Genomic DNA, 25,503 nt, shown 5'->3' with positions numbered 1-25,503 from the left:
ATTTCCGGAAAGGTTTAATGAGCACATATCTGATCGGCGACGTTCACGGTTGCTATGATGAACTTCACTCTCTGCTGGATCAGGTCGCGTTTGATCCGCAGCAGGATACGCTGTGGCTGACCGGCGATCTGGTTGCCCGCGGCCCTGGCTCGCTGGATGTCCTTCGCTATGTTCGCTCGCTGGGCGACTGCGTGCGGTTAGTGCTTGGCAACCACGACCTGCATCTTCTGGCGGTTTTTGCCGGCATCAGCCGCAATAAACCGAAAGATCGTCTTAATCCCTTGCTGGACGCGGAAGATGCTGATGAGCTGATTAACTGGCTTCGCCGCCAGCCGCTGCTGCAGGTGGATGAAGAGAAAAAGCTGGTGATGGCGCACGCCGGGATCACGCCGCAGTGGGATATTGAAACAGCGCAAATGTGTGCCCGCGAAGTGGAAGCCGTGCTTTCCAGCGATACCTATCCGCTGTTTCTGGATGCAATGTACGGTGATATGCCGAACAACTGGGCACCGGAGCTTACCGGTCTTGCCCGTCTGCGCTTCAGTACCAATGCGCTGACAAGGATGCGCTACTGCTTCCCTAACGGTCAGTTAGATATGATCTGTAAAGAGGCGCCGGGATCGGCTCCGTCCCCGCTAAAGCCGTGGTTTAACATTCCGGGGCCGGTCGCCCGTGATTACACCATTGTCTTTGGACACTGGGCTTCACTGGAAGGCAAAGGGACGCCGGAAGGCATTATCGGGCTGGATACTGGCTGCTGCTGGGGTGGACCGCTGACGATGCTGCGTTGGGAAGATAAAACCTGGTTCGCTCAGCCTTCCAACCGCGAACGGGCCGTGGAAGAGTAGTGGCAGGCTTCGCATCCTGCCAGCGAGACCGCAGGCAGGATGCGCTTCACTACGATAAAACTAGCGACGCTCCAGAATTTCGAAACAGTAGCTGTGACTGTTCTTTTCATCCGCATCGTGGAATTCGCTGAACGTTGACTGCCACTCTTCCGGCTCAAAGTCCGGGAAGGTGGTGTCGCCCACCACTTCAGCATCAATATGCGTCAGATAAAGCTTATCGGCCTGCGCCAGAAACTGCTCATAGATACGCCCACCGCCTATCACCATCACCTCTTCAGCCTCACCAGCTGCCTGCAAAGCTTCTTCGACTGAAGCGACCCAGATTACGCCCTCCGCTGTCGATGGCTGGCTGCTGATGACGATGTTCAGACGGTCCGGCAGCGGACGTCCGATGGACTCCCAGGTACGTCGCCCCATGATCACAGGTTTATTCAGGGTGTGGCGTTTGAACCAGGCTAAATCCGCTGGCAGGTGCCACGGCATGGCGTTGTCCATCCCTATCACACGGTCGGCCGCCATAGCGGCAATCAGGCTTATCATCTTGGAAACTCGGTAAGGTGTAAAATTGGCGCCATCATACGGAAAGGCGAAACTTTCGTCGATACCTCTGCAACGGGATTTGCGTAAAGCTTCTGCAGGGTAACGTTTGCGTGGTATTTGCGCTGGCCGATAGCTGAAAAATGGTGCAAACGTGCTAAAATCCGCCCCTTAATTGCTACAGGATACCACCATGTTAGAGACCAGCTTGATTATCGCCACAATTGCGGCCCTGGGCATGCTTTCCCCCGGCCCCGATTTCTTTCTGATTATCAAGAATGCCGCCCGTTATCCCCGCACGGCCGCTATGTTTACCGCGCTGGGAGTCACCTGCGCCGTGGCCACGCATATGGCTTATTGCGTGGCCGGTCTTGCCGTGGTGATCACCACCACGCCGTGGCTGTTTATGCTGCTGAAATATGTCGGCGCGGCTTATCTGATCTTTATTGGTATTCAGGCGTTGCTCTCACGCGGCAACAGCAAAATGGATCTCAGCAACGTAGCGCCGGAAACCACCTCGCTGAAGAAAGCGTTTCTGCAGGGCTACCTCTGTAATCTGCTGAACCCTAAAGCCACGCTGTTTTTCCTGTCGATGTTTACTCAGGTGCTGAATGTGCATACCGGCCTGGGTGAGAAGATGTGGTACGCGGGGATCATTATTGCTCTTTGTGCTCTCTGGTGGCCCTTGCTGATCGTTATTATTCAGAGCGCCCCGGTGCGCCGTGGGCTGGCGAAGGCGCAGAAGCTGATCGATAAGCTGCTGGGCGGCGTGCTGATAGCGCTGGGCATCAAGGTCGCACTTTCCTGATCTTCCCTTTCCCGCGTTATGAAGAGCGAAAGCATCTCAGCCAGCACAGCTGGCTGAGGTGAGGAGACCAAATCAGGCTCCTGATTTAGTCAGACCGGCAAACTCTGCTTTCGCTTTCTGTAACTGCTCTGCAAACGCCGGTTCAGCATGCAGCCTTGCAACCACAGCAGAGGCGACAAGGCGGGCGGCAGTGACGTCACTCTGCCAGTGATAGCCGCAAATTACCCGGCTTTGCCCCATTTCATACCCTCGCTTGAGGATCTCCCCTTGCCTGCTGATATTCACTTCCGCCAGTACCAGCGCCGTTGCCCAGCCAATGGTGGTGTGTCCTGAAGGATAAGAGCCATTTTTTGAGAGGGTGCTCTCTTCATCCGAGCGGCAGGTCGGTTCGTTATAAAAGGCAAAAGGCCGGATGCGCATATAGTGATCCTTGGCGGAACGGGTAGCCAGATCGCCAGCATCTTCGCGCATTTTCATCACCAGCCGGTAAATTTCAGGCGTTTTCTGTTTGTCGATGGTCATACCAAAGGCTTCTGATAACGCTTCCGCTACGCCGTCACCCGCCACATGGGCATCTTTCCAGGCCTGCTTACCTCTTGGCGTATTCCTCAACATTTTGCCCACGTCATATTGGGCTTTGTCATTGAGAAAATCCAGGCTGTCCATCGCGGGCGGCGGTGGCAGTAGCGCCAGGCTGTCTGGAGCCTGCCCCTCTTGCAGATAAAATCTGTCCGGCTGAGTGGTGACATCTTTAGCGGCCAGAGCCGACTGCCCTGCAGCCAGGCAGACCACTACCGTTAACAGTAATTTCTTCATTTTTTATTATCCCAGAGTAATGTTATGCCGCTTCAGTGCGGGATTATGTAACCCATTGAAAATATTGTGCCTGAGCAATAATAGCTAAGGGAGGACGTGGAAAACCGTAGCGGGATCACAGGCAAAAAAAATCCCTGCCTGAGCAGGGATTTATTCTGAGATCTGGCTTGCTGGCACCGGTTAACGCATTCCGCTCCCGGCAAAAGCCGGAGCCTGCGCTTACTTAGCCTTTGATCTGTGCATGCATTTCCTGCACGGAGATAACCTGCTCCGTTGGATCTGCACTCAGCGAGTTCGCCGTGGCGAAACCGCCGTTCAGCGTGGTGTCGTAATGCACCTTGTACTGCAGAGCGCTGCGGCGGATAAGTTTAGAATCCGCAATCGCCTGGCGTCCTGCCGTGGTGTTCACGATATAAGCGTACTCGCCATTCTTCAGACGATCCTGAATATGCGGACGCCCTTCATGCACCTTGTTTACCAGGCGTGGATTGATCCCCGCTTCACCCAGTACCACGGCGGTGCCGTGGGTAGCATCCAGCTCAAAGCCCAGCTTCTGCAGTCTGGCGGCCAGGTCAACGATGCGCTTTTTGTCGCCATCACGTACGGAGAGCAGCGCACGACCCGACTTCTTCATGTTGCTTTGCGCGCCAAGCATCGCTTTAGAGAACGCTTCTGCGAAGGTGCGGCCAACGCCCATCACTTCACCGGTTGAGCGCATTTCCGGGCCAAGGATAGGGTCAACGCCCTGGAACTTGTTGAACGGCAGCACCACTTCTTTTACAGAGTAGTAAGGAGGGATGATCTCCTCCGTCACGCCCTGCTCTGCCAGCGTCTTACCAGCCATAACGCGCGCGGCCACTTTCGCCAGCGGCATACCGGTTGCTTTGGAGACAAAAGGCACGGTACGCGCAGCACGTGGGTTCACCTCAATCAGGTAAACTTCGTTATCTTTCACCGCGAACTGGACATTCATCAGACCGCGCACGCAGAGCTCGAAGGCCAGCTTCTCAACCTGCTGACGCATCACATCCTGGATCTCTTTGCTCAGCGTGTAGGCTGGCAATGAACAGGCGGAGTCACCAGAGTGCACGCCAGCCTGCTCGATGTGTTCCATGATGCCGCCAATCAGCACGCGTTCGCCGTCGCAGATGGCATCCACATCCACTTCCACCGCGTCGTCCAGGAAGCGATCCAGCAGTACCGGGGCATCGTTAGAGACAGAGACAGCGGTGTGGAAGTAACGCTTCAGGTCGATTTCGTCATAGACAATTTCCATCGCACGTCCGCCCAGAACATAGGAAGGACGAACAACCAGCGGGTAACCAATGCCTGCCGCTTTCTCCACGGCCATTTCAATGGCTGTCACGGTGGCGTTGGCGGGCTGCTTCAGGCCCAGACGTTCAACGGCCTGCTGGAAGCGCTCACGGTCTTCTGCACGGTCAATGGCATCCGGACTGGTGCCGATAATCGGTACGCCAGCGGCTTCCAGTTCACGGGCCAGCTTCAGTGGTGTCTGTCCGCCATACTGTACGATAACCCCTTTAGGCTTCTCAATACGCACAATTTCCAGCACATCTTCCAGCGTCACCGGCTCGAAGTAGAGGCGGTCTGACGTGTCGTAATCTGTAGAAACAGTTTCCGGGTTACAGTTGACCATGATGGTTTCGTAACCATCTTCACGCAGTGCCAGTGAGGCATGCACGCAGCAGTAGTCAAACTCAATGCCCTGGCCGATACGGTTTGGTCCGCCGCCCAGCACCATGATTTTTTCACGGTCGCTGTTTGGATTGGATTCACACTCTTCCTCATACGTTGAGTACATATAGGCAGTGTCTGTAGAGAATTCTGCCGCACAGGTATCGACGCGCTTGTAAACCGGATGCAGGTTGTACTGCTCGCGCAGCTTACGGACTTCTGATTCAGAGACGCCAGCCAGCGCCGAGAGACGCGCATCCGCAAAGCCTTTACGCTTCAGCGTGCGCAGGAAGTCCGCGGTCAGGCCGTTAACGCCTTCATGGGCAACCTGCTCTTCCAACTGCACCAGCTCCTCAATCTGTACCAGGAACCAGCGGTCGATGTTGGTCAGGCTGAACACCTCTTCCACGTTCATACCGGCGCGGAAGGCGTCGGCAATGTACCAGATACGATCGGAACCGGCGTCTTTCAGCTCACGACGGATAAGCGTCATCGCTTCCGGATCGTTGCGGTCCACTTTCGGGTCGAAGCCGTGAGCGCCCACTTCCAGACCGCGCAGCGCTTTCTGCATCGATTCCTGCAAGGTGCGGCCAATCGCCATCACTTCGCCTACCGATTTCATCTGTGTAGTCAGACGGTCGTTAGCGCCCGCAAACTTCTCGAAGTTAAAGCGAGGAATTTTGGTAACAACGTAGTCGATAGAGGGTTCGAACGAAGCTGGCGTACGGCCGCCAGTAATATCGTTCATCAGCTCATCAAGCGTATAGCCCACGGCCAGCTTGGCGGCGATTTTTGCAATCGGGAAGCCAGTGGCTTTGGAAGCCAGCGCCGAAGAACGGGAAACACGCGGGTTCATTTCAATAATGATCAAACGGCCATTTTCCGGGTTTACCGAAAACTGCACGTTAGAGCCGCCGGTTTCCACACCGATTTCACGCAGTACCGCCATCGAGGCGTTACGCATGATCTGATACTCTTTGTCAGTCAGCGTCTGAGCAGGCGCCACGGTGATGGAGTCACCGGTGTGAATACCCATCGCATCGAAGTTTTCGATTGAGCAGACGATGATGCAGTTATCGTTTTTATCGCGCACTACCTCCATCTCGTACTCTTTCCAGCCAATCAGCGACTCATCAATCAGCAGCTCATTGGTTGGCGACAGGTCGAGACCGCGCTCGCAAATCTCTTCAAACTCTTCGCGGTTGTAGGCGATCCCGCCGCCCGATCCCCCCATGGTAAAGGAAGGACGAATAATGCAGGGGAAACCTACATCAGCGGCCACCGCCAGCGCTTCTTCCATGGTATGCGCGATACCGGAACGCGCGGTTTCCAGACCAATTTTTTTCATCGCCACATCAAAACGGCGACGATCTTCCGCTTTATCAATCGCATCGGCGGTGGCGCCGATCATGGTCACGCCAAACTCTTCCAGCACGCCCTGACGCTCCAGCTCCAGCGCGCAGTTCAGCGCCGTCTGGCCGCCCATGGTTGGCAGCACGGCATCAGGACGCTCTTTTTCGATAATTTTGCGCACGACTTCCCAGTGGATAGGCTCGATATAGGTTGCATCAGCCATGTCCGGGTCGGTCATGATGGTCGCCGGGTTAGAGTTCACCAGCACCACGCGGTAGCCTTCTTCACGCAGGGCTTTACAGGCCTGTGCGCCAGAATAGTCAAATTCGCAAGCCTGGCCGATAACGATCGGGCCAGCGCCGAGGATCAGGATACTTTTTATGTCGGTACGTTTTGGCATGTTGTCGCTCCTGATTATTTAGCGGTAGAACGGTAAGCTTCGATCAGTTCGATAAAGTGATCGAACAACGGCGCGGCATCGGCCGGGCCAGGACTGGCTTCAGGGTGGCCCTGGAAGCTGAATGCCGGCTTATCGGTGCGGTGGATACCCTGTACCGTATTGTCAAACAGCGAGGTGTGTGTCACGCGCAGATTGGCTGGCAAATTGTTGTCATCTACCGCAAAACCGTGGTTCTGTGCGGTGATCATAACGGTATCTCTCTCCAGGTCTTTTACCGGATGGTTGCCGCCGTGGTGGCCCAGCTTCATCTTCACGGTTTTCGCCCCGCTGGCCAGCGCCAGCAGCTGGTGGCCCAGACAGATACCGAATACCGGAACGTCGGTTTCCAGGAACGCTTTAATCGCCTCGATAGCGTAATCGCAAGGTTCCGGATCTCCCGGACCATTCGAGAGGAAAATACCGTCCGGATTCATCTTCAGCACCTCTTCCGCTGGAGTCTGTGCCGGAACCACGGTCAGGCGGCAGCCGCGATCCACCAGCATCCGCAGGATATTGCGCTTTACGCCATAGTCGTAAGCGACAACGTGGAAAGGCAGCTCAGCTTCCTGTTTCGCTTCCGGCAAACCATCCAGCGTCCAGCTGCCCTGCAGCCAGCTGTAGCTTTCACCGATGGTCACTTCTTTTGCCAGGTCCATTCCCTTCAGGCCGGGGAACGCCTTCGCCTGCTGCAGCGCAAATTCCGCATCTGGCGCATCACCGGCAATGATACAGCCGTTCTGCGCCCCTTTTTCGCGCAGCAAGCGGGTCAGCTTACGCGTATCGATATCGGCAATCCCCACAATGTTCAGGCGCTTCAGGTAGTCTGACAGCCCCTCTTCATTGCGGAAGTTGCTGGCAATCAGCGGCAGGTCGCGAATAACCAGCCCCTGAGCATGGACCTGAGAAGATTCTTCGTCAGCGGAGTTGGTGCCGACATTGCCGATATGAGGATAAGTAAGAGTAACGATCTGGCGGGAATAGGAAGGATCAGTGAGGATTTCTTGATAACCGGTCATTGAAGTGTTGAAAACAACTTCTCCCACTGCCGAACCTGTTGCCCCGATGGCCCGACCGTGGAATTGGGTTCCGTCTTCCAGAACCAATAGCGCTGACTTAATCAAAACATCCTCCTGAGAATAAACAGTCACATTATTTGCATATTAATTCATGATGAACCCATAAATCAATGCAAAAACCGCCTGAGTTCTCGATTTTTGGCAAATTGCGCGCATTCTAATGATCGCCCACCCCATTGTCTACCCTGGAGGTGAGTTTTTCATAGGTTTTTACTCAACTGGTGAGTAAATCGGAAGATTTACTGCAAAAGGAGCACTCATTGCGGGCATAAAACCGGTTGCGTTAACAATTGCGCATAAGAAAGGGCGTGAACAGAGGAAAAAGTGGACCAAATGGTCAAAATTAACCTTACCCTAAGGTAAAAAGTGAAGATAACTTATTTTAAAAGCAGCCATACTGCAAAATCATATCCAAACAACTATTATCACAAAATAAAAAGGGCAATAAAATTATTGCCCATCCAATCAGAAACTTATGATTGAAATAACCACATCACGATGGTGCACAACACTTATAAATCATCAAGATCAAGCACATTCCTCATATCATAAAGACCATGATTATAACCACTTAACCACTCAGCGGCACGAACAGCCCCTTTTGCAAAGGTCATCCGACTTGAAGCCTTATGGGTTATCTCTACACGCTCGCCAATATCAGCAAAAATCGCTGTATGCTCACCGACAATGTCACCAGCACGCACGGTTGCAAAACCGATGGTCTGAGCTTTGCGCTCACCGGTATGGCCTTCCCGGGCATAGACGGCATGGTCATTAAGATCCCACTCCATAGCATCAGCAATCGCTTCGCCCATGGCCAGCGCGGTACCTGAAGGCGCATCTACTTTATAGCGATGGTGCGCTTCCACAATTTCGATATCAGCATAATCACCCATCACTTTGGCGGCTTTCTCCAGCAGTTTAAGCACCAGGTTAACGCCCACGCTGAAGTTAGCAGCAAATACCACAGCAATATCCTGTGATGCTTCTTTGATAGCAGCTTTACCTGCCTCATCAAAACCGGTGGTGCCGATCACCATCGCTTTCTGGTGCTGGCGGCAGAACGCCAGGTAAGTCAGCGTGCCTTCAGGACGGGTGAAGTCGATCAGCACGTCAAAATCTTTTACTACCGCTTCCAGGCTGTCGCTGATTTTCACGTTCAGCGCTCCTGTCCCGGCCAGCTCACCGGCATCAACGCCCACCAGCGAAGAGCCTTCACGCACCAGCGCTGCACCTAAGCACACCCCTTCCGCCTCCTGTGCTGCCTGAATTAACTGACGCCCCATGCGTCCTGAGGCGCCCACAATAGCGAGGCGGATTTGTGCATTGTTCATTTTGAATCCCTGTATAAAGTCTGTGCATGCAAAGCGAAGACAGGTTAACCATGCGCTAACCCGCGCGCCACCTTAAAAACAGCATAATAAGAATTTTATGCCAGCCGCGATGGATTATCAGTAAAACAAATTTTAGAGGGGTTTGATCGGAGGGAGTGAGGGTAAGGTTAAAGGCAGCTGCGGTGGCACGGCGTCGGCACAGGGCGCGTTATCCGAGACGCCGTGAATCCTTCCATGGAGGCTTGGATGCCGCATCCCTGCGGCATACACTCGGCTAACGCGCCCTGTGCCACCACCCAATGACTTCAGTGCAGTTGGTAAGCCGGGTAAATACACAGTTCAAAATCGGGTTGGAAGAAAGGTATTGTTCCTCCAATTCGGTGCTGTATGTAAGCATGGCATTCATACAGGTCAGATTCGGGCTTTGAAACAGGCAACACTGAAGCCTTGTGGCAAGGAAGAGCGGGCTGATAAGCACAGGCTAAGCGGCATGGGAAGGGTTGACGACGTCTTTGTGTTCAGCCCGATCTTCCTGACCAGGCCACCATCAACACAGACGACATGCTTTTATTCAAAGGTAATACTAACGGGCTGATAGCTGTCCTGGCTATTACTCGACCTGACGCACTTCCACACGCAGCTCTTTAGGCACCTCGAAGACGATATTCTCTTCGCGGCCAATCAGCTCAATGGCTGCCTCACCACCCAGCTCACGCAGACGCTGGATCACTTCCTGAACCAGAATGTCCGGCGCAGAAGCACCCGCCGTCACGCCCACACAGCTCACGCCCTTGATCCACTCTTCCTGAATATCTTCCGCAGAGTCGATCAGCCGCGCCAGCTTCCCGGCACGCTGGGCCAGCTCCGCCAGACGGTTAGAGTTTGACGAATTACGCGAACCCACAACCAGCACCACGTCGGCATCTTTTGCCAGCGTGCGAACCGCTTCCTGCCGGTTGGTGGTGGCGTAGCAGATATCATCTTTACGTGGACCGATGATTTTCGGGAAACGGGCACGCAGCGCATCGATAACGTCGTAGGTATCATCGACGGAAAGCGTGGTCTGCGTCATAAAGCTGAGGTTGTTCTCATCCTTTACCTGCAGCTTGTAAACGTCTTCTGGCGCTTCAACGAGGTACATACCCCCTTTCGGGTTGCTGTACTGCCCCATGGTTCCTTCCACTTCCGGGTGCCCTGCGTGACCAATCAGGATCGCTTCCGTGCCCTTGCGGCTGGCGCGCGCCACTTCCATATGCACTTTGGTCACCAGTGGACAGGTCGCATCGAACAGCATTGTCAGATCGCGCGATTTGGCTTCTGCCCGCACCGCCTGAGATACGCCGTGCGCAGAGAAAATCAGGATCGAGCCATCCGGCACTTCCCCGATATCCTCGATAAAAATTGCGCCACGCTCGCGCAGACTGTTTACCACATAGCGATTATGCACCACTTCATGCCGCACGTAGATCGGTGCGCCGTACATCTCCAGCGCACGCTCCACAATGCTGATGGCGCGGTCAACGCCGGCACAAAAGCCGCGAGGATTAGCCAGCAGGATTTGCATTTTTCGCCTCCAGTACCGGATCGATTTCCAGTACTTCAACTTCGAAGTGAATAGTCTGCCCGGCCAGCGGATGATTGAAATCCACGGTGATCGAATCGCCGGAAATTTCGCGGATCACGCCCGGCATTTCGTTACCATCCATGCCGCTGAACAGCATGATGGCGCCGATTTCAGGCTCGCCCGCCTGGGTAAAATCGCGGCGGGAGAAGTATTGAATCAGGTCCGGGCTGCTCTGACCAAAGGCATCGTCTGCATCCAGCGAGAAGGCTGTTTTCTCACCGACTTTCAGCCCCAGCAGGTGCGACTCCAGCCCTTCAGAGAGGCTACCGTCTCCCAGACTGAACAGGGCTGGCTTGCCATTGTTACGAGTGGATTCCGCCGTAGAGCCATCTTCCAGCTTTAAGGTGAAATGCACCAGCACCGCGCTTTCGCGCTGCACAGAATCAGTCATACCCTGCCCTTAGTTTTTAGCCTGTTTGCCGGACGGGCTGAAAAAACCTTCCAGCACGATCAGTGCGGCACCAATACAGATGCCGCAGTCAGCGATATTAAAAGTGGCGAAATGCCAGTCGCCCACGTAGAAGTCGATAAAATCGACCACAAAGCCATGATACGCCCGGTCAAACAGGTTGCCCAACGCGCCGCCAGCAATCAGCGCGTAAGCAATATTGTTCAACTTATTGCTGGCTGCGGTGCGGTACATCATCACCAGCAGCGCCACGACTATCGCTACGGCAATGCCGGCAAAGAACCAGCGCTGCCAGCCGCCTTTATCTGCGAGGAAGCTGAAAGCCGCCCCGTAGTTATGCGCGTAGAAGAAGTTGAAAAATGGCATCACTGACATCGACTCATGCAGCATCAGCGTGTTCATAATCCACTGCTTGCTGGCGAAGTCGATGGCAATGACCACCACTATCAGCCAGACCCAGCGTAAACCGGTCGAGAAAATAGGCTTACTCATCAGGCAAACTTACGCTGTTCGCCAGCGCCAGCAATGTTAGTGGCACAACGGGCGCACACGTCCGGATGCTCAGCATTCTGACCAATATCCGTAGTGTAATGCCAGCAGCGTGGGCATTTCTCGCCTTCCGCTTTGTGCAGCGCGATTTTCAGACCTTTCACCAGTTCGCTCTGCTGCGCTTCTTCGTTAGCCAGCGCGTAGTCAGCGACCTGTGCGCCTGAAGTCAGCAGCACGAAACGCAGCTCATCACCCAGGCTGGTCAGCTTCTGCGCCAGATCGGCATCGGCATAGAGCGTCACGCCAGCTTCCAGCGATCCGCCCACGCGCTTGTCAGCACGCGCCTGCTCAATCACCTTGTTGACTTCACCGCGCACTTTCAGCAGCTCAGCCCAGTAACTGTCGTTCATCGGCTCGTTATCCGCCAGGCCAAACAGCCCGTCGAACCACTCTTCGGTGAAGACATACTTCGCGCGCTTGCCTGGCAGTTCACCCCAGATCTCATCGGCGGTAAACGACATGATCGGTGCCATCCAGCGCACCAGCGCCTCGGCGATGTAGTAGAGCGCGGTCTGGCAGCTACGGCGCGCCAGGCCATCCGCTTTCGCGGTGTACTGACGGTCTTTAATGATATCAAGATAGAACGAGCCCATCTCAATTGAGCAGAACTGCATCAAACGCTGTACCACTTCATGGAAGTCGTAGCTCTCGTAAGAGGCGAGGATCTCTTCCTGCGCCGCTTTCGCCCGTCCTACAGCCCAACGGTCCAGCACCACCATCTCTTCTGGCTTCACCAGGTCGGTTTCAGGATTGAAGCCGTTCAGGTTCGCCAGCAGGAAGCGCGCGGTATTACGAATACGGCGATAGGAGTCGGCAGAACGCTTAAGGATCTCGTCAGAAACAGCCATCTCACCCGAATAGTCGGTAGAGGCGACCCACAGACGCAGGATATCGCCACCCAGCTTGTTCATCACATCCTGTGGAGAGACGGTGTTGCCGATCGATTTCGACATCTTGCGACCCTGACCATCAACGGTGAAGCCGTGGGTCAGTACCTGACGATAAGGCGCTTTGCCTTTCATCGCCGTAGAGATCATCAGAGAAGACATAAACCAGCCGCGATGCTGATCTGAACCTTCCAGATACATATCCGGAGTATGGCCGCCAAATTCCGGACGGGCATCCACCACCGAGTAGCTGGTTGATCCTGAGTCAAACCACACGTCCAGGGTATCCGGGACTTTAACGTAGTTTTCTGCATCTTCGCCCATCAGCTCTTTGCTATCCAAATCCCACCAGGCCTGTATGCCATCCTGCTCAACACGCTGCGCTACTTTTTCCATCAGCTCCAGCGTATCGGGGTGCAGCTGCTCACTCTCTTTATGAACGAACAGCGCCATCGGCACGCCCCAGGTACGCTGGCGGGAGATGCACCAGTCCGGACGGTTAGCCACCATCGACTCAATACGCGCCTGGCCCCAGTCCGGGATCCACTGCACGCCTTTGATCTCTTTCAACGACTGCGCCCGCAGACCTTTCTGATCCATGCTGATAAACCACTGCGGGGTAGCACGGAAGATGATTGGCGTTTTGTGGCGCCAGCAGTGTGGATAGCTGTGCAGCAGCTTCTCAACGTGCAGCAGCGCGCCCTTTTCGCGCAGCAGCTCAACGATCATATCATTGGCTTTAAAGACGTTTACGCCGTCCAGCGTCGGATAAGTACCCGGCAGGAATCTGCCGTCCGGTCCGACCGGATTAGCGGTTTCGATACCATATTTCTGACCAATCACGTAGTCATCAGGACCGTGGCCGGGCGCAGTATGCACCGCACCGGTACCCGCTTCCAGCGTAACGTGTTCGCCCAGTACAACAGGTGAGATGTGATCCAGGAAAGGGTGCTGGAAAGGCTGCAGCTCAAGCTCTGCGCCTCGTGTTTCGCCAAGTACCCGCCATTGCGTAATACCGGCACGCTTCATCACGCTTTCAACCAGATCTTTCGCCAGGATCAGCGCTCGGCCTTCGATCTGCACCAGCTGATAGTCGAACTCCGGATGCAGTGAGATAGCGCGGTTAGCGGGCATGGTCCACGGCGTGGTGGTCCAGATAACCAGTGAAACCGGCCCTTCAACCTGGGTCACGCCAAATTTGGCCTGTACCACATCTTTATCAACCGCATTGAACATCACATCGATAGAGGGAGAGGTTTTGTCGTAATACTCAACCTCGGCCTCAGCCAGCGCAGAACGACAGTCCATGCACCAGTGCACCGGCTTGGCGCCTTTATGCAGATGGCCGTTACCGATGATCTTACTCAGCGCACGAATGATATTGGCTTCGGTTTTGAAGTTCATGGTCAGGTAAGGACGATCCCAGTCGCCCAGCACGCCCAGACGGATGAAATCTTTTTTCTGACCTTCAACCTGTTCGGCTGCGTATTCACGGCAGGCAGCACGGAACTCAGCCGCGGTGACTTTCTCACCCGGCTTGCCGATCATCTGCTCAACTTTGTGTTCAATAGGCAGACCGTGGCAGTCCCAACCCGGCACGTAAGGCGAGTCAAAGCCCGCCAGCCCTTTGGACTTGACGATAATGTCTTTCAGAATCTTGTTAACTGAGTGACCAATATGAATGCTGCCGTTCGCGTAGGGAGGGCCATCATGCAGGATAAAGGTTTTTTTCCCTTTCTTGGCTTCGCGGATGATGCCGTAAAGATTGTCATCATACCAACGTTGCAGCATTCCCGGTTCGCGTTTGGCCAGATCGCCACGCATCGGGAACCCCGTTTCCGGCAAATTCAGGGTAGATTTATAGTCACTCATCAGATTCTCGATTCCGTATTTCGGTTCGGTTTAAACCGGTGTTTTCAGCCCAAAAAACGTTCGGGCGCTCACCACATCTTTAGCAATTTGCTCTTTGAGCGCGTCCAGCGAGGCAAAACGCTGCTCATTACGAATTTTTTTAGCGATCGCCACCTCTATATGGCGACCATACAGATCCATTGCAACGTCCAGCAGATGAACTTCCAGCTGCTGACGCAGGCCGGCGACCGTCGGACGCGTACCAATATTGGCAACGCCTGGCAGCGGCTTATCGCCCAGGCCATACACTTCAACGGCATAGACCCCTTTCACCGGCGAAAGATAGCGTCTTAGCGGCAGGTTGGCGGTAGGAAAGCCTAACGTGCGGCCCAGTGCATCACCATGGACTACCCGACCAGAAATCGTGTAGGGATGACCAAGAAGCGCGGCCGCCAGCGGCAGGTCATCTTCCGCCAGCGCCTGACGAACGGCCGTACTGCTGATGCGTATGCCGCCGTCACAAAAGGTCTGGGTACTGATGACATCAAAGCCATAGTTTACGCCAGCCGTCTGTAATAGCAGGAAATCTCCCTGACGACCAGCACCAAAACGGAAGTCATCACCCACAGCGAGAAACTTCACGTCAAGCTTCTCCACCAACAAATCGGCGACAAAACTCTCCGCTGTCTGCGCGGCGAAACGACGATCGAAACGCACACAGAGCACCGCATCCACGCCCGCCTCGCTAAGGTAACGGACTTTGTCCCGCAGGCGGGTAAGCCTGACGGGCGCTTTGTCGGCCGCAAACAGCTCAAGCGGCTGCGGCTCAAAGATCATTACCACCACCGGCAAATTACGCTGGCGGCCCTCTTCACACAGTCGGGAAAGCAGCGCCTGATGGCCACGGTGAACGCCATCGAAGTTGCCGATGGTCAGTACGCAGCCGCGATGCTGCTCCCTAAGGTTATGTATGCCGCGGATAAACTTCATGGCTGGCTCAAATTTGTGGAAATCGGCGGATTATACCAACTACAGCCAGGAAGGTTAACCCGCGAATGCGGCTTTAGCCCGTTTATCCCGCCATTTTCTCCGGCAAACCCTGCCCGCGTGAGCCATTCACATTTATCTTGTGAATAAGCTGTATTCATTGGCATGAAGCTGGTAGAATCTTGCGCCATCGAAACGTAACCAAGTGTCGTTTTTTTAGCGACGCTTATTTGCACAAATCCATTGACAACCATGGGCGAAAGAGGCATATTCCTCGGCCTTTGAATTGTCCTCATAGAACTATTTGGGAGTTGGACCTTGGCTAATATCAAATCAGCTAAGAAACGCGCAGTAACGTCTGAGAAGCGTCGTAAGCACAACGCTAGCCGTCGTTCAATGTTGCGTACTTTTATCAAGAAAGTCTACGCGGCTATCGCTACTGGCGATAAAGCGGCTGCGCAGAATGCATTTAATGAAATGCAACCAATCGTGGACCGTCAGGCAGCTAAAGGCCTGATCCACAAAAACAAAGCTGCACGTCATAAAGCAAACCTGACTGCACAGATCAACAAACTGGCTTAATCGCCACGCTGTTAATCGGCTTTGATAAAGAAACCGGCGCTGCCGGTTTTTTTATGTCCGCTGTTCAAGAAAACAGCGCGGTGAAATCCTTGTTACAAATACGCTGCACGGCGGGATGCTGGATCATTCGCTCGGCAAAAATCACGTGATACTCCTCTACCACGCTCTCAATCCTTCCCAGTTCAACAATTTCTTTTTCAGCATAAATGTCATCACCGTAACGGGATGGCGCAACAAAAATCGCATTATGGCTCGCACCAAAGGCTGTCATCAGCGCGGCATCATCAAACTCGCCCAGAATATCCACCTCCAGCCCCTGCGTCTGAAACCAGTTCAGTAACTGGCGTCCCAGCATGTAACGCCGTCCAGGGATCAGCAATTTACACTGCTCCAGGCAGGCAGGGAAAGGCAAATCGGGAACCGGTGCCTGACACCAGAAGCTGACGCCACACTCGCCCAACTTGACGGAAAACAGCCCGGCCTGCTGCGTGGAGTCTATCGGGCAGTCGGAGAGGATCATATCCAGCTTGTGCTGGCTGAGCTGCTCCAGCAGCATCTCATGGGTGGACTCAAAACAGCGAAGATGGATGTTTTCATCCTCCACTACCGCCGTTTTCAGTACCTGGCTTACCAGCCGCTTGGAGAGAACATCCGCTACGCCAACATCAAACAGCAGGCTCGCCTCTTTGCGGTAGTTAACGATATCCAACATTTCCTGACTGAGCTGGAACATCCGGTCCGCATAGCGAAAAACTAACTGCCCCAGCTCAGAGGGCACCAGCCCTCTTCCCTGCCGTTTAAACAGTTTGCCCTGTAGCCGCTCTTCCAGCGCTTTGATCTGGCCGGTAATGGTCTGAGGCGTCAGATTCAGGGCATCTGCCGCCCCTACCACCGACCCGGCTTTACAAACCTGCCAGAAATAGTAGAGATGATTGAAATTGATGTGTGACATACGCGCCTCCCTGATGGCGATATCAAGCGCGGCCAGCAGAAGCTGGCCGCTATCTCATTACCTGAGTTTGACCCGCAACAGCGAATAGCCCACGACTGCTGACACAATCGAACCGGTAAGGATACCCAGCTTGGCCAGCGTCACCATCTCTTCATGTGCGGCATCAAAGGCCAGCGAAGCGATAAAGATCGACATGGTGAAACCAATACCGCACAGCAGGCCCACGGCAGCGATATCCTGCATTCGGGTTCCTTCCGGCAGTGCGGCAACCCGCACCTTGACCGCCAGCCAGCAGATCAGCGTGATCCCCAATGGCTTACCGATAAACAGACCAAGAATGATCCCCAACGGAACATCAGAGAACAGCCCGTTAAGAGAGACGCCAGCCAGCGAAACGCCCGCATTGGCGAAAGCAAACAGCGGTAAAATCAGCCAGCTCACCCAGGGAGCCAGACCATGCGCCAGATGCATGGCTGGTGAATGGCCATTCTCTTTTTTCAAGGGTACGCAGAAGCCAATGATAACGCCTGCGACCGTGGCATGAATGCCCGATTTCAGCACAGCCACCCACAGCACCATGCCTACCAGCATGTAGAGCGAAATGCTGCGCACGCCCAATTTGTTCAACAGGATCAGCACTGCCGTTGCGGCACCGGCCACGGCCAGCGAGGTCAGAGAAAGATCCTGGGTGTAGAAGAAAGCGATGATCAGAATGGCGCCGAGATCGTCAATGACCGCCAGCGCCATCAGGAACATTTTCAGGGCGGGCGGCACGCGGCTGCCTAACAGAGCAAGGATACCCAGCGCAAAGGCAATATCGGTTGCGGTAGGGATTGCCCAGCCGTTGCTGGCAAGCGGATCGCTATGATTCAGCGCCGCGAAGATCAATCCCGGTGCCAGCATACCGCCTAAGGCAGCAATCAGGGGAAACATTGCCCGCTCGCGAGTGGCGAGCGATCCTGATACCAGCTCATGTTTTACTTCGAGGCCAATCATCAGGAAAAAGATCGCCATCAGTGCATCGTTGATCCACAACAGCAGGTTTTTACTGATATCCAGGCTGCCGAAGCGAAACTCAACCGGCACGTTCAGGATTGACTGGTAAATCTGCTGCGTCCCGGCATTATTCGCCAGGAACATCGCAATTGCCGCGGCGATAATCAGAACCACCCCGCCGGTGGCTTCATTTTTCAGTAATCTTTTTAAAGCTGAATTCATCAGAGCATTCCGTTAACAAAGTGATGAAAGAAAGTACCGCCAGCATACTCGTTTTAACCGATCGTAAAAAACAGTTTATACCCGCTTAACACTTCACTATTTCCGAAGTATAGCGGCGAGCTGACCAACAGGCGGTTCTCCAGCGGCGACAAAACATAAAAAAAAACGGACAGCCTGAGCTGTCCGTTTTCTCTGTCTGACCTGAAGTTAGCGGGTCAGATCGTCGAAGAATTTCTTCACGCCGTCAAAGAAGCTTTTCGAGCGTGGACTGTTCTTCTCGCCGCTTGGGCCGCCGAAGCTCTCTTCCAGCTCGCGCAGCAGCGCTTTCTGCTTGTCGCTGAGGCTGACCGGCGTTTCTACCACTACGCGGCAAAGCAGGTCACCCTGCGCACCGCCACGGACAGACTTAACGCCTTTCCCGCGCATGCGGAACAGCTTACCGGTCTGCGTTTCTGCCGGTACTTTCAGCTTCACACGGCCATCCAGAGTCGGCACTTCAATTTCACCGCCCAGCGCTGCCATTGCAAAGTTGATTGGCACTTCGCAGTAGAGGTTATTCTCTTCACGCTCGAAGATTGGGTGCTTGCGCACCTGTACCTGAACGTAGAGATCGCCTGCTGGTGCACCGTGCTCTCCCGCCTCACCTTCACCGGTGAGACGAATACGGTCGCCGGTGTCCACGCCTGCCGGAATTTTCACCGACAGTGTTTTAGACTTCTCAACGCGGCCGTGACCGTGGCAGGCGTTACAAGGATCTTTGATAACCGATCCACGACCGTGACAGGTCGGACACGCCTGCTGCACGGTAAAGAAGCCCTGACGCATCTGCACCTGGCCCTGACCGTGACAGGTTGAACAGGTCTGCGGTTTAGTGCCTGGTTTTGCGCCGCTGCCGTCGCAAACTTCACATTCTTCCAGCGTAGGAATGCGGATCTCTTTGGACACGCCGCGGACAGCTTCTTCAAGCGTCAGCTCCATGTTATAGCGTAAATCGGCACCGCGCGCAGCACGCTGCTGACGGCGTCCTCCGCCGAAGATATCGCCGAACACGTCGCCAAAGATATCACTGAAATCTGCTCCGCCGCCGCCGCCAAAGCCGCCGCCGCCACCCATGCCACCCTGTTCAAAGGCTGCATGACCGTACTGATCGTAGGCCGCACGTTTCTGGCCGTCGGTCAGGATCTCGTAAGCTTCCTTCACTTCCTTGAATTTGGCTTCCGATTCTTTGTCCCCTGGATTACGGTCAGGGTGCAATTTCATCGCCAGACGTTTATAGGCCTTTTTGATTTCACGCTCATCCGCTGAATTGGAAACGCCTAAAATCTCGTAATAGTCTCTCTTCGCCATTCTGGTGGTCCTGCCCTTAATATGCATGAACGGGCGTGGAGAAAACTCCTACGCCCGTCAGGTTTCATCAGTGGCCTTTTTCAGGCCACCGTGCCCGCTCAAGGGCGATTATTTTTTGTTGTCTTTCACTTCTTCGAATTCGGCGTCAACAACGTCGTCATCTTTCTTAGCGGAAGCATCACCGGCATCGGCTGCGCCGCCTGCGGCCTGCTGCTGCTGAGCGAACTCCATCAGTTTGCTGGAGACTTCCATCAGCGCCTGCATTTTCGCTTCGATTTCAGCTTTGTCTTCGCCTTTCAACGCCGTGTTCAGCTCGGCCAGAGCCGCTTCGATCGGTGCTTTGTCGTCTGCTGGCAGTTGCTCACCAGCTTCGTCCAGCTGCTTACGGGTGCTGTGCGACAGATGATCGGCCTGGTTACGGGTCTGCACCAGCTCTTCAAATTTGCGGTCAGACTCAGCGTTAGCTTCGGCGTCACGCACCATTTTTTCGATCTCTTCGTCGTTCAGACCGGAAGAAGCTTTGATGGTGATCTTCTGCTCTTTTCCGCTATTTTTATCTTTCGCGGAAACGTGCAGGATACCATCGGCATCGATATCGAAGGTGACTTCGATCTGCGGCATGCCGCGTGGCGCTGCCTGAATGCCGTCCAGGTTGAACTGGCCCAGCGATTTGTTATCAGCAGCACGTTTACGCTCACCCTGCACCACGTGAATGGTCACGGCAGACTGGTTGTCTTCAGCAGTAGAGAACACCTGGCTGTGCTTGGTCGGGATAGTGGTGTTCTTGTTGATCAACGCAGTCATCACGCCACCCATGGTTTCGATACCCAGGGAGAGAGGCGTTACGTCCAGCAGCAGCACGTCTTTCACTTCGCCCGCCAGAACACCACCCTGAACCGCAGCACCTACTGCTACTGCTTCATCCGGGTTCACGTCTTTACGTGGCTCTTTGCCGAAGAACTCAGCCACTTTCGCCTGCACCATTGGCATACGAGTCTGACCACCGACCAGGATAACGTCGTTGATATCAGACACAGAAAGGCCTGCATCCTGCAGCGCAACTTTCAGAGGCGCAATAGAGCGGCTGACCAGATCTTCTACCAGTGATTCCAGCTTCGCACGAGTCACTTTGATGTTCAGGTGCTTAGGACCGGTTGCATCAGCAGTGATGTACGGCAGATTCACGTCGGTCTGCTGAGCGGAGGAAAGCTCAATTTTGGCTTTTTCTGCCGCTTCTTTCAGACGCTGCATCGCCAGCGGATCGTTGTGCAGATCGATGCCTGAATCTTTCTTAAATTCAGCGACCAGGTAGTTGATCATACGGCTGTCGAAGTCTTCGCCACCCAGGTGGGTATCACCATTGGTAGCCAGTACTTCGAAGGTTTTTTCGCCATCTACTTCATCGATTTCGATGATAGAGATATCGAAGGTACCACCACCCAGGTCATAGACCGCGATAGTGCGGTTGCCCTGACCTTTATCCATACCGTAAGCCAGCGCGGCTGCGGTTGGTTCGTTGATGATACGCTTAACGTCCAGACCTGCGATACGGCCGGCATCTTTCGTTGCCTGACGCTGCGCATCGTTGAAGTAGGCTGGTACGGTGATAACCGCTTCAGTTACTGGCTCGCCCAGATAATCTTCCGCCGTTTTCTTCATTTTTTTCAGCACTTCCGCAGAAATCTGCGGCGGTGCCATTTTCTGGCCCTTCACATCGATCCAGGCGTCACCGTTGTCGGAACCGGCAATTTTGTAAGGCATGATTTTGATATCACGCTGCACTTCTTCGTCCTGGAAGCGACGGCCAATCAGGCGCTTGATCGCAAACAGGGTATTCTGTGGGTTGGTCACAGCCTGACGCTTAGCCGGTGAACCGACCAGAATCTCGCCGTCCTGGGTGTAAGCAATAATAGAAGGGGTGGTGCGATCGCCTTCTGCATTCTCCAGCACGCGCGCTTTACCGCCATCCATAATAGCGACACAAGAGTTAGTCGTACCCAGGTCAATACCAATAATTTTACCCATTACACTTCTCCCACTTAAATTCATGTCAAATCAGTTTATGAACACTTAATGCGGGCTTTTTTTGCCGTTTCAACTGCTGGCGCCGCGCTTTTTTTCCAGGTCCATACCCTTGGATGCCAACTAAGATGGGGCCATCCACCACGGCATCAAGGGGCAGCGGAAAAAAAAAGTCTTTTTTACCGCTCTTCAGATCAATGTTTCCCCTTCCGCGGATCTTTATGATGCCGCGCGACCTGAGAACACCGGAAAAAATATTTCGATAAATCAGCAAGATTCACCCAACAAATTCACTTTTTATCTTTATTACGGGAAACATATGCATAACAACAGGCTGGCCAACCCGGGACCACTGGGATTAATGGGATTCGGGTTGACCACGGTTTTACTCAATCTTCACAACGCGGGCTTTATTCCGCTGACTTCCGCCATCATCAGCACGGGCATTTTTTTCGGCGGGCTGGCGCAAATTCTTGCGGGCCTGCTGGAGTACAAAAAGGGCAATACCTTTGGCCTCACCGCTTTCACCTCCTATGGCTGCTTCTGGCTGAGCCTGGCAGGCATTTTGCTGCTGCCTGCGATGGGGCTGGCGGAACCCACTGATGCCACCGTGCTCGGTATCTGGCTGGCGTTGTGGGGCGTGTTTACGCTGTTTATGTTCTTTGGCACGCTCTCTGCCAGCTATGGGTTACAGAGCGTTTTTGCCAGCCTGACGCTGCTGTTCACGCTGCTTGCCTGGGGCAATATCGCCGGGAATAAAACGGTGCTGATGCTGGCGGGATATGAAGGCCTGCTCTGCGGCGCCAGCGCAATCTATCTGGCGATGGCTGAAGTGATCAACGAACAATTGGGTCGAACCGTGCTGCCGCTGGGCGGCGCTAAGCAGATTTAACATTAAGCTGGAAGTAAAAAAAGCCCTGAAGGGCCTTTTTTAACGGACATTATTTAATGAGCGTTGCGCTTAATCTTTTATTCCCCTGCGGTAATCGCTTGTCGTTAACGCTACTTTTCATCAACCTCTGCTCTGGTTAACTACAAGAGGGTGACGGACGAAGTCGCGCTTAAGGCAGAGGCCAACCAGTAAGCCGATGGCGGAGAGTGCCAGCACGTAATAAGCGGGGGCCAGCGGCGTCACCTTCATAATCAGCGTCACGAATATCGGCGTCAGCCCACCAAAAATGGCATAAGCCACGTTATAGGAGAAGGCGATGCCGGTGAAACGCACTTCGGCAGGAAATGCCCGAACCATCACGTAAGGTACGGCACCCACCACCCCAACGCTAAAGCCCACCAGCGCATAACAGGGGAAAAGCATCTCAGGGTGTCCGCCAACAGTGCGGTAAAACAGCCAGCTGCAACCGGCCAGAAGCAGGCTGCCAACGATCAGCGTTTTGCTGGCACCAAATCTGTCAGCAGCCAGCCCGGAGCAGATACAACCAACCAGTAACATCACCGTAGCAAGGCTGTTAGCCTGAAGCGCCGACGCTGCCGCAATGCCAAACTGTTTTTGTAACAGGGTGGGCGTCATCAGGATCACTACCACAATTCCTGCCGACAGCAGCCAGGTCAGCAGCATGCTTATCGCGACCTCTTTTTTGCAATTCAGAATGACCGTTTTGAGGGGAAGCTCAGCAGCCAGCGCTTTACGTGACTGCAATTCGACAAAGATCGGCGTTTCATGCAGCCAGCGGCGCAAATAGAGGGCAATAAAACCAAATACGCCGCCCAGCAGGAACGGGATGCGCCAGCCACCTTCAGCAATTCCCTTAGCACCCAGAGTGGTGTTAACAAGGGTCGCCACAACTGAGCCAAGCAGGATGCCTGCAGTGAGTCCCGCAGTCAGCGTACCGCAGGCGAAGCCGATGCGTTTTTCCGGAACATGTTCAGCCACAAATACCCAGGCACCCGGCACTTCTCCGCCAATCGCCGCGCCCTGCAGAACGCGCAGCAGCAACAGCAGGATCGGTGCGGCAATGCCAAGTGTGGCATACGTAGGCAACAGCCCCATCGCCAGCGTAGGCAGGGCCATCAGCAGAATACTGAGACTGAACATTTTCTTACGGCCCTGGCTGTCACCAAAATGGGCCATGATCAGGCCGCCTAACGGGCGCGCCAGATAGCCTGCGGCGAAAATGGCAAAAGTCTGGAGCTGGCGCAGCCAGTCAGGGATATCTGCCGGGAAAAAGAGGTCGCCAATTACGGCGGCAAAAAAGACAAAAATAATGAAGTCGTAGAACTCCAGCGCGCCGCCCAGCGCCGCCAGAGAGAGGGTTTTATAATCCTGTCGGTTTAACCGACGCGCGTTATCGGGAGGCATAATTATTCAGGCATATCCAGAAGTAGAAGAAAAAAGTATAGTTCGCTAATGTAAAGCTATGCGTACTATACCGTTCATTCTCTGCCACACCAGCGCCGCTGGATCTTATGCCTGAATTACGCCATTTTTAGCCGTTTGTTTCGCGCCTGGCACTTTTGGGACGAAAAGCTGCTACTACAGTCTCATGGGTTTCTATATAAGGGCCTTCCAGCAGCTGAATACAGTAAGGCACGCTGGCAAAAATGCCGTGAACTTTGGTTTTGCCCTCCGCATCCTTAAGCCCTTCCAGCGTCTCCTGAATCGATTTTGGCTGGCCCGGAAGGTTAATAATCAGTGACTGTTTGCGGATCACCCCTACCTGTCGGGAGAGGATCGCTGTAGGCACGAAGTTAAGGCTAATCTGGCGCATTTGTTCGCCAAAACCCGGCATCTCGCGGTCAGCAATGGCCAGCGTCGCATCGGGCGTCACGTCACGACGAGCCGGGCCGGTTCCGCCCGTCGTCAGCACCAGAGGGCAGAATAATTCATCTACCAGTTCGCAGATGGCCTGCTCAATCATCGGCTGTTCATCCGGCACCAGTCGCTTTTCAATGGTAAACGGCGTAGCCAGCGCCTGCGAAAGCCAGGCCTCAAGCGCAGGCAAGCCCTGATCCTGATAGATGCCGTTGGCGGCGCGATCGGAAACCGAAATCAATCCTATACGTAGTGTATTCATCGTGTCGTCACTGTAGTTACGGCCACGCTTTAAGGGCGGACGCGGGTGTCGGGGGAGATAAGAGGGAAGGATAAACTATTGCAAAGCGGGATGTACAGCGAGTGAAAAGAGTGGCCGGTGTGCCAGCCACCCTCAGAGGTTTACAGCAGCTCGGCAATCATCTTGTCGAGTTTGCCCTGGTCGAGCGCAAAGTTACGAATGCCCTGAGCCAGTTTATCCACTGCCATCGGGTCCTGGTTGTGCTGCCACAGGAACTCAGATTCGGTCATCTTCGCCGGGCGCGCTTTCACTTCGCCAGCCCAGGAGAGTTTAGGCTCCAGCGTGCCTTCAGTTTCCGCCAGCTCTTTCAGCAGAGCCGGGGAGATGGTCAGACGGTCGCAGCCAGCCAGCTCAATGATTTCGCCTACGTTACGGAAGCTGGCACCCATCACCACAGTTTCATAGCCGTGCTGCTTGTAGTATTCATAGATTTCAGACACGGAAACCACGCCCGGATCTTCATGCGGCGCGTACTCTTTTTTGTCGGTATTCGCTTTGTACCAGTCCAGAATACGGCCAACGAAAGGTGAAATCAGGTAGACGCCAGCTTCCGCACAGGCACGAGCCTGAGCGAAGGAGAACAGCAGCGTCAGGTTACAGTTGATCCCTTCTTTCTCCAGCTGCTCAGCGGCACGGATGCCCTGCCAGGTGGATGCCAGTTTGATCAGGATACGGTCGTTGCTGATGCCCGCGTCGTTATAGAGTTTGATCAGGGAACGGGCTTTTTCGATGCTGCCTTCAGTATCGTAAGAGAGGCGCGCATCAACTTCAGTTGAAATGCGGCCCGGCACCAGCTTCAGGATTTCCAGACCGATATTGACGGCCAGTTTATCCGCGGCAAAGTTGATCTGCTCTTCTTTTTTGCTGCTCTGATCGCGCGCCCAGCTCACCGCATCATCAATCAGTTTGCGGTATTCAGGGATCTGCGCGGCGCTCAGGATCAGGGAAGGGTTAGTGGTCGCATCTTGCGGCTTATAGAGCTTCATCGCTGCAATGTCACCGGTGTCGGCAACAACGGTAGTGAGTTGACGCAGGGAAGTCAGTTTGTCCGTCATGGTTGTCATTCTCATCAGAGTGTAGAGTTATCGGGTTCTTGAA

22 protein-coding genes are annotated in these 25,503 nt (G+C 54.3%); 4 read left to right on the top strand and 18 right to left on the bottom strand.

Going from position 1 to position 25,503, the window contains the following annotated elements; genetic code table 11:
• The first annotated feature begins 17 nt into the window (after positions 1–17).
• On the top strand, positions 18–848 hold the full coding sequence (gene apaH / locus SD961_RS02195; RefSeq protein WP_318788765.1) for a bis(5'-nucleosyl)-tetraphosphatase (symmetrical) ApaH: 831 nt from the start codon (positions 18–20) through the stop codon (positions 846–848).
• A 60-nt stretch (positions 849–908) separates the two neighbouring features.
• Here the strand turns inward: apaH and folA are convergent, their stop codons facing one another.
• Entirely contained in the window at positions 909–1,388 is a 480-nt protein-coding gene (gene folA / locus SD961_RS02190; protein WP_318788764.1) for a type 3 dihydrofolate reductase, read from the bottom strand.
• 190 nt (positions 1,389–1,578) lie between these two features.
• Between folA and SD961_RS02185 the strand changes: the two genes are divergently transcribed.
• Positions 1,579–2,193: a LysE family translocator gene (locus SD961_RS02185; RefSeq protein WP_318788763.1), complete on the top strand. Its 615-nt coding sequence runs from the start codon at positions 1,579–1,581 to the stop codon at positions 2,191–2,193.
• A 72-nt stretch (positions 2,194–2,265) separates the two neighbouring features.
• Here the strand turns inward: SD961_RS02185 and SD961_RS02180 are convergent, their stop codons facing one another.
• The 9 genes from SD961_RS02180 to ribF form a co-directional block, all read right to left on the bottom strand.
• On the bottom strand, positions 2,266–3,009 hold the full coding sequence (locus tag SD961_RS02180) for a phosphatase PAP2 family protein (protein ID WP_318788762.1): 744 nt from the start codon (positions 3,007–3,009) through the stop codon (positions 2,266–2,268).
• A gap of 223 nt (positions 3,010–3,232) precedes the next feature.
• On the bottom strand, positions 3,233–6,457 hold the full coding sequence (carB, locus tag SD961_RS02175; RefSeq protein ID WP_318788761.1) for a carbamoyl-phosphate synthase large subunit: 3,225 nt from the start codon (positions 6,455–6,457) through the stop codon (positions 3,233–3,235).
• Between the two features lie 14 nt (positions 6,458–6,471).
• Positions 6,472–7,617, bottom strand: coding sequence for a glutamine-hydrolyzing carbamoyl-phosphate synthase small subunit (gene carA, locus SD961_RS02170; protein WP_318788760.1), 1,146 nt, complete (start codon positions 7,615–7,617; stop codon positions 6,472–6,474).
• 467 nt (positions 7,618–8,084) lie between these two features.
• On the bottom strand, positions 8,085–8,906 hold the full coding sequence (gene dapB / locus SD961_RS02165) for a 4-hydroxy-tetrahydrodipicolinate reductase (RefSeq protein ID WP_318788759.1): 822 nt from the start codon (positions 8,904–8,906) through the stop codon (positions 8,085–8,087).
• 610 nt (positions 8,907–9,516) lie between these two features.
• Positions 9,517–10,470: a 4-hydroxy-3-methylbut-2-enyl diphosphate reductase gene (gene ispH / locus SD961_RS02160; RefSeq protein WP_318788758.1), complete on the bottom strand. Its 954-nt coding sequence runs from the start codon at positions 10,468–10,470 to the stop codon at positions 9,517–9,519.
• Positions 10,451–10,921, bottom strand: coding sequence for an FKBP-type peptidyl-prolyl cis-trans isomerase (fkpB, locus tag SD961_RS02155; protein ID WP_318788757.1), 471 nt, complete (start codon positions 10,919–10,921; stop codon positions 10,451–10,453). The genes ispH and fkpB overlap by 20 nt, the downstream gene beginning before the upstream one ends.
• 9 nt (positions 10,922–10,930) lie before the next feature.
• Entirely contained in the window at positions 10,931–11,431 is a 501-nt protein-coding gene (gene lspA, locus SD961_RS02150) for a signal peptidase II (RefSeq protein WP_306208068.1), read from the bottom strand.
• Positions 11,431–14,247 carry an isoleucine--tRNA ligase gene (gene ileS / locus SD961_RS02145; protein ID WP_318788756.1) on the bottom strand — a complete coding sequence of 939 codons (2,817 nt, stop codon included), beginning with the start codon at positions 14,245–14,247 and terminating at the stop codon, positions 11,431–11,433. Before ileS ends, lspA begins: the two co-directional genes overlap by 1 nt.
• 30 nt (positions 14,248–14,277) lie before the next feature.
• On the bottom strand, positions 14,278–15,216 hold the full coding sequence (gene ribF, locus SD961_RS02140; protein WP_318788755.1) for a bifunctional riboflavin kinase/FAD synthetase: 939 nt from the start codon (positions 15,214–15,216) through the stop codon (positions 14,278–14,280).
• Between the two features lie 315 nt (positions 15,217–15,531).
• Between ribF and rpsT the strand changes: the two genes are divergently transcribed.
• The gene (gene rpsT / locus SD961_RS02135; RefSeq protein WP_025901190.1) at positions 15,532–15,795 is read left to right on the top strand and encodes a 30S ribosomal protein S20; all 264 of its coding nucleotides are present in this window, start codon (positions 15,532–15,534) and stop codon (positions 15,793–15,795) included.
• Between the two features lie 64 nt (positions 15,796–15,859).
• Here rpsT and nhaR read toward each other — a convergent pair whose 3' ends face one another.
• From nhaR to SD961_RS02110, 5 genes are all read right to left on the bottom strand, one after another.
• Positions 15,860–16,747 carry a transcriptional activator NhaR gene (gene nhaR, locus SD961_RS02130; RefSeq protein WP_318788754.1) on the bottom strand — a complete coding sequence of 296 codons (888 nt, stop codon included), beginning with the start codon at positions 16,745–16,747 and terminating at the stop codon, positions 15,860–15,862.
• Between the two features lie 57 nt (positions 16,748–16,804).
• On the bottom strand, positions 16,805–17,965 hold the full coding sequence (gene nhaA, locus SD961_RS02125; RefSeq protein ID WP_318788753.1) for a Na+/H+ antiporter NhaA: 1,161 nt from the start codon (positions 17,963–17,965) through the stop codon (positions 16,805–16,807).
• Between the two features lie 207 nt (positions 17,966–18,172).
• On the bottom strand, positions 18,173–19,312 hold the full coding sequence (gene dnaJ / locus SD961_RS02120) for a molecular chaperone DnaJ (RefSeq protein ID WP_318788752.1): 1,140 nt from the start codon (positions 19,310–19,312) through the stop codon (positions 18,173–18,175).
• 108 nt (positions 19,313–19,420) lie between these two features.
• Complete coding sequence (gene dnaK, locus SD961_RS02115) at positions 19,421–21,337, bottom strand: molecular chaperone DnaK (RefSeq protein ID WP_318788751.1); 1,917 nt, start codon at positions 21,335–21,337, stop codon at positions 19,421–19,423.
• Between the two features lie 25 nt (positions 21,338–21,362).
• Positions 21,363–21,608: a hypothetical protein gene (locus SD961_RS02110; RefSeq protein WP_318788750.1), complete on the bottom strand. Its 246-nt coding sequence runs from the start codon at positions 21,606–21,608 to the stop codon at positions 21,363–21,365.
• A gap of 45 nt (positions 21,609–21,653) precedes the next feature.
• On the opposite strand from SD961_RS02110, the gene satP reads away from it, so the two are divergent.
• Positions 21,654–22,226, top strand: coding sequence for an acetate uptake transporter (gene satP, locus SD961_RS02105; protein WP_318788749.1), 573 nt, complete (start codon positions 21,654–21,656; stop codon positions 22,224–22,226).
• A 120-nt stretch (positions 22,227–22,346) separates the two neighbouring features.
• Here satP and SD961_RS02100 read toward each other — a convergent pair whose 3' ends face one another.
• The 3 genes from SD961_RS02100 to tal all read right to left on the bottom strand — a co-directional run bounded on the left by SD961_RS02100 (position 22,347) and on the right by tal (position 25,460).
• Entirely contained in the window at positions 22,347–23,651 is a 1,305-nt protein-coding gene (locus SD961_RS02100) for an MFS transporter (protein ID WP_318788748.1), read from the bottom strand.
• A gap of 127 nt (positions 23,652–23,778) precedes the next feature.
• On the bottom strand, positions 23,779–24,366 hold the full coding sequence (gene mog, locus SD961_RS02095; RefSeq protein ID WP_318788747.1) for a molybdopterin adenylyltransferase: 588 nt from the start codon (positions 24,364–24,366) through the stop codon (positions 23,779–23,781).
• A 140-nt stretch (positions 24,367–24,506) separates the two neighbouring features.
• The gene (gene tal / locus SD961_RS02090) at positions 24,507–25,460 is read right to left on the bottom strand and encodes a transaldolase (RefSeq protein WP_318788746.1); all 954 of its coding nucleotides are present in this window, start codon (positions 25,458–25,460) and stop codon (positions 24,507–24,509) included.
• Between the last annotated feature and the right edge of the window lie 43 nt (positions 25,461–25,503).

The sequence above is a fragment of the Erwinia sp. MMLR14_017 genome (genome assembly GCF_033657285.1).
Lineage (GTDB): Bacteria > Pseudomonadota > Gammaproteobacteria > Enterobacterales > Enterobacteriaceae > Erwinia.
This window is presented reverse-complemented; position numbering and strand designations above follow the sequence as displayed.

What these genes read in the sequence shown, in the direction of transcription:
- apaH (WP_318788765.1), top strand. Translation starts at nt 18, where the DNA reads ATGAGCACATATCTGATCGGCGACGTTCACGGTTGCTATGATGAACTT.
- SD961_RS02180 (WP_318788762.1), bottom strand. Translation starts at nt 3,009, where the DNA reads ATGAAGAAATTACTGTTAACGGTAGTGGTCTGCCTGGCTGCAGGGCAG.
- nhaA (WP_318788753.1), bottom strand. Translation starts at nt 17,965, where the DNA reads ATGAATTCAGCTTTAAAAAGATTACTGAAAAATGAAGCCACCGGCGGG.
- fkpB (WP_318788757.1), bottom strand. Translation starts at nt 10,921, where the DNA reads ATGACTGATTCTGTGCAGCGCGAAAGCGCGGTGCTGGTGCATTTCACC.
- folA (WP_318788764.1), bottom strand. Translation starts at nt 1,388, where the DNA reads ATGATAAGCCTGATTGCCGCTATGGCGGCCGACCGTGTGATAGGGATG.
- tal (WP_318788746.1), bottom strand. Translation starts at nt 25,460, where the DNA reads ATGACGGACAAACTGACTTCCCTGCGTCAACTCACTACCGTTGTTGCC.
- SD961_RS02100 (WP_318788748.1), bottom strand. Translation starts at nt 23,651, where the DNA reads ATGCCTCCCGATAACGCGCGTCGGTTAAACCGACAGGATTATAAAACC.
- satP (WP_318788749.1), top strand. Translation starts at nt 21,654, where the DNA reads ATGCATAACAACAGGCTGGCCAACCCGGGACCACTGGGATTAATGGGA.
- carB (WP_318788761.1), bottom strand. Translation starts at nt 6,457, where the DNA reads ATGCCAAAACGTACCGACATAAAAAGTATCCTGATCCTCGGCGCTGGC.
- dnaJ (WP_318788752.1), bottom strand. Translation starts at nt 19,312, where the DNA reads ATGGCGAAGAGAGACTATTACGAGATTTTAGGCGTTTCCAATTCAGCG.
- dnaK (WP_318788751.1), bottom strand. Translation starts at nt 21,337, where the DNA reads ATGGGTAAAATTATTGGTATTGACCTGGGTACGACTAACTCTTGTGTC.
- lspA (WP_306208068.1), bottom strand. Translation starts at nt 11,431, where the DNA reads ATGAGTAAGCCTATTTTCTCGACCGGTTTACGCTGGGTCTGGCTGATA.
- ispH (WP_318788758.1), bottom strand. Translation starts at nt 10,470, where the DNA reads ATGCAAATCCTGCTGGCTAATCCTCGCGGCTTTTGTGCCGGCGTTGAC.
- ileS (WP_318788756.1), bottom strand. Translation starts at nt 14,247, where the DNA reads ATGAGTGACTATAAATCTACCCTGAATTTGCCGGAAACGGGGTTCCCG.
- dapB (WP_318788759.1), bottom strand. Translation starts at nt 8,906, where the DNA reads ATGAACAATGCACAAATCCGCCTCGCTATTGTGGGCGCCTCAGGACGC.
- ribF (WP_318788755.1), bottom strand. Translation starts at nt 15,216, where the DNA reads ATGAAGTTTATCCGCGGCATACATAACCTTAGGGAGCAGCATCGCGGC.
- mog (WP_318788747.1), bottom strand. Translation starts at nt 24,366, where the DNA reads ATGAATACACTACGTATAGGATTGATTTCGGTTTCCGATCGCGCCGCC.
- SD961_RS02185 (WP_318788763.1), top strand. Translation starts at nt 1,579, where the DNA reads ATGTTAGAGACCAGCTTGATTATCGCCACAATTGCGGCCCTGGGCATG.
- nhaR (WP_318788754.1), bottom strand. Translation starts at nt 16,747, where the DNA reads ATGTCACACATCAATTTCAATCATCTCTACTATTTCTGGCAGGTTTGT.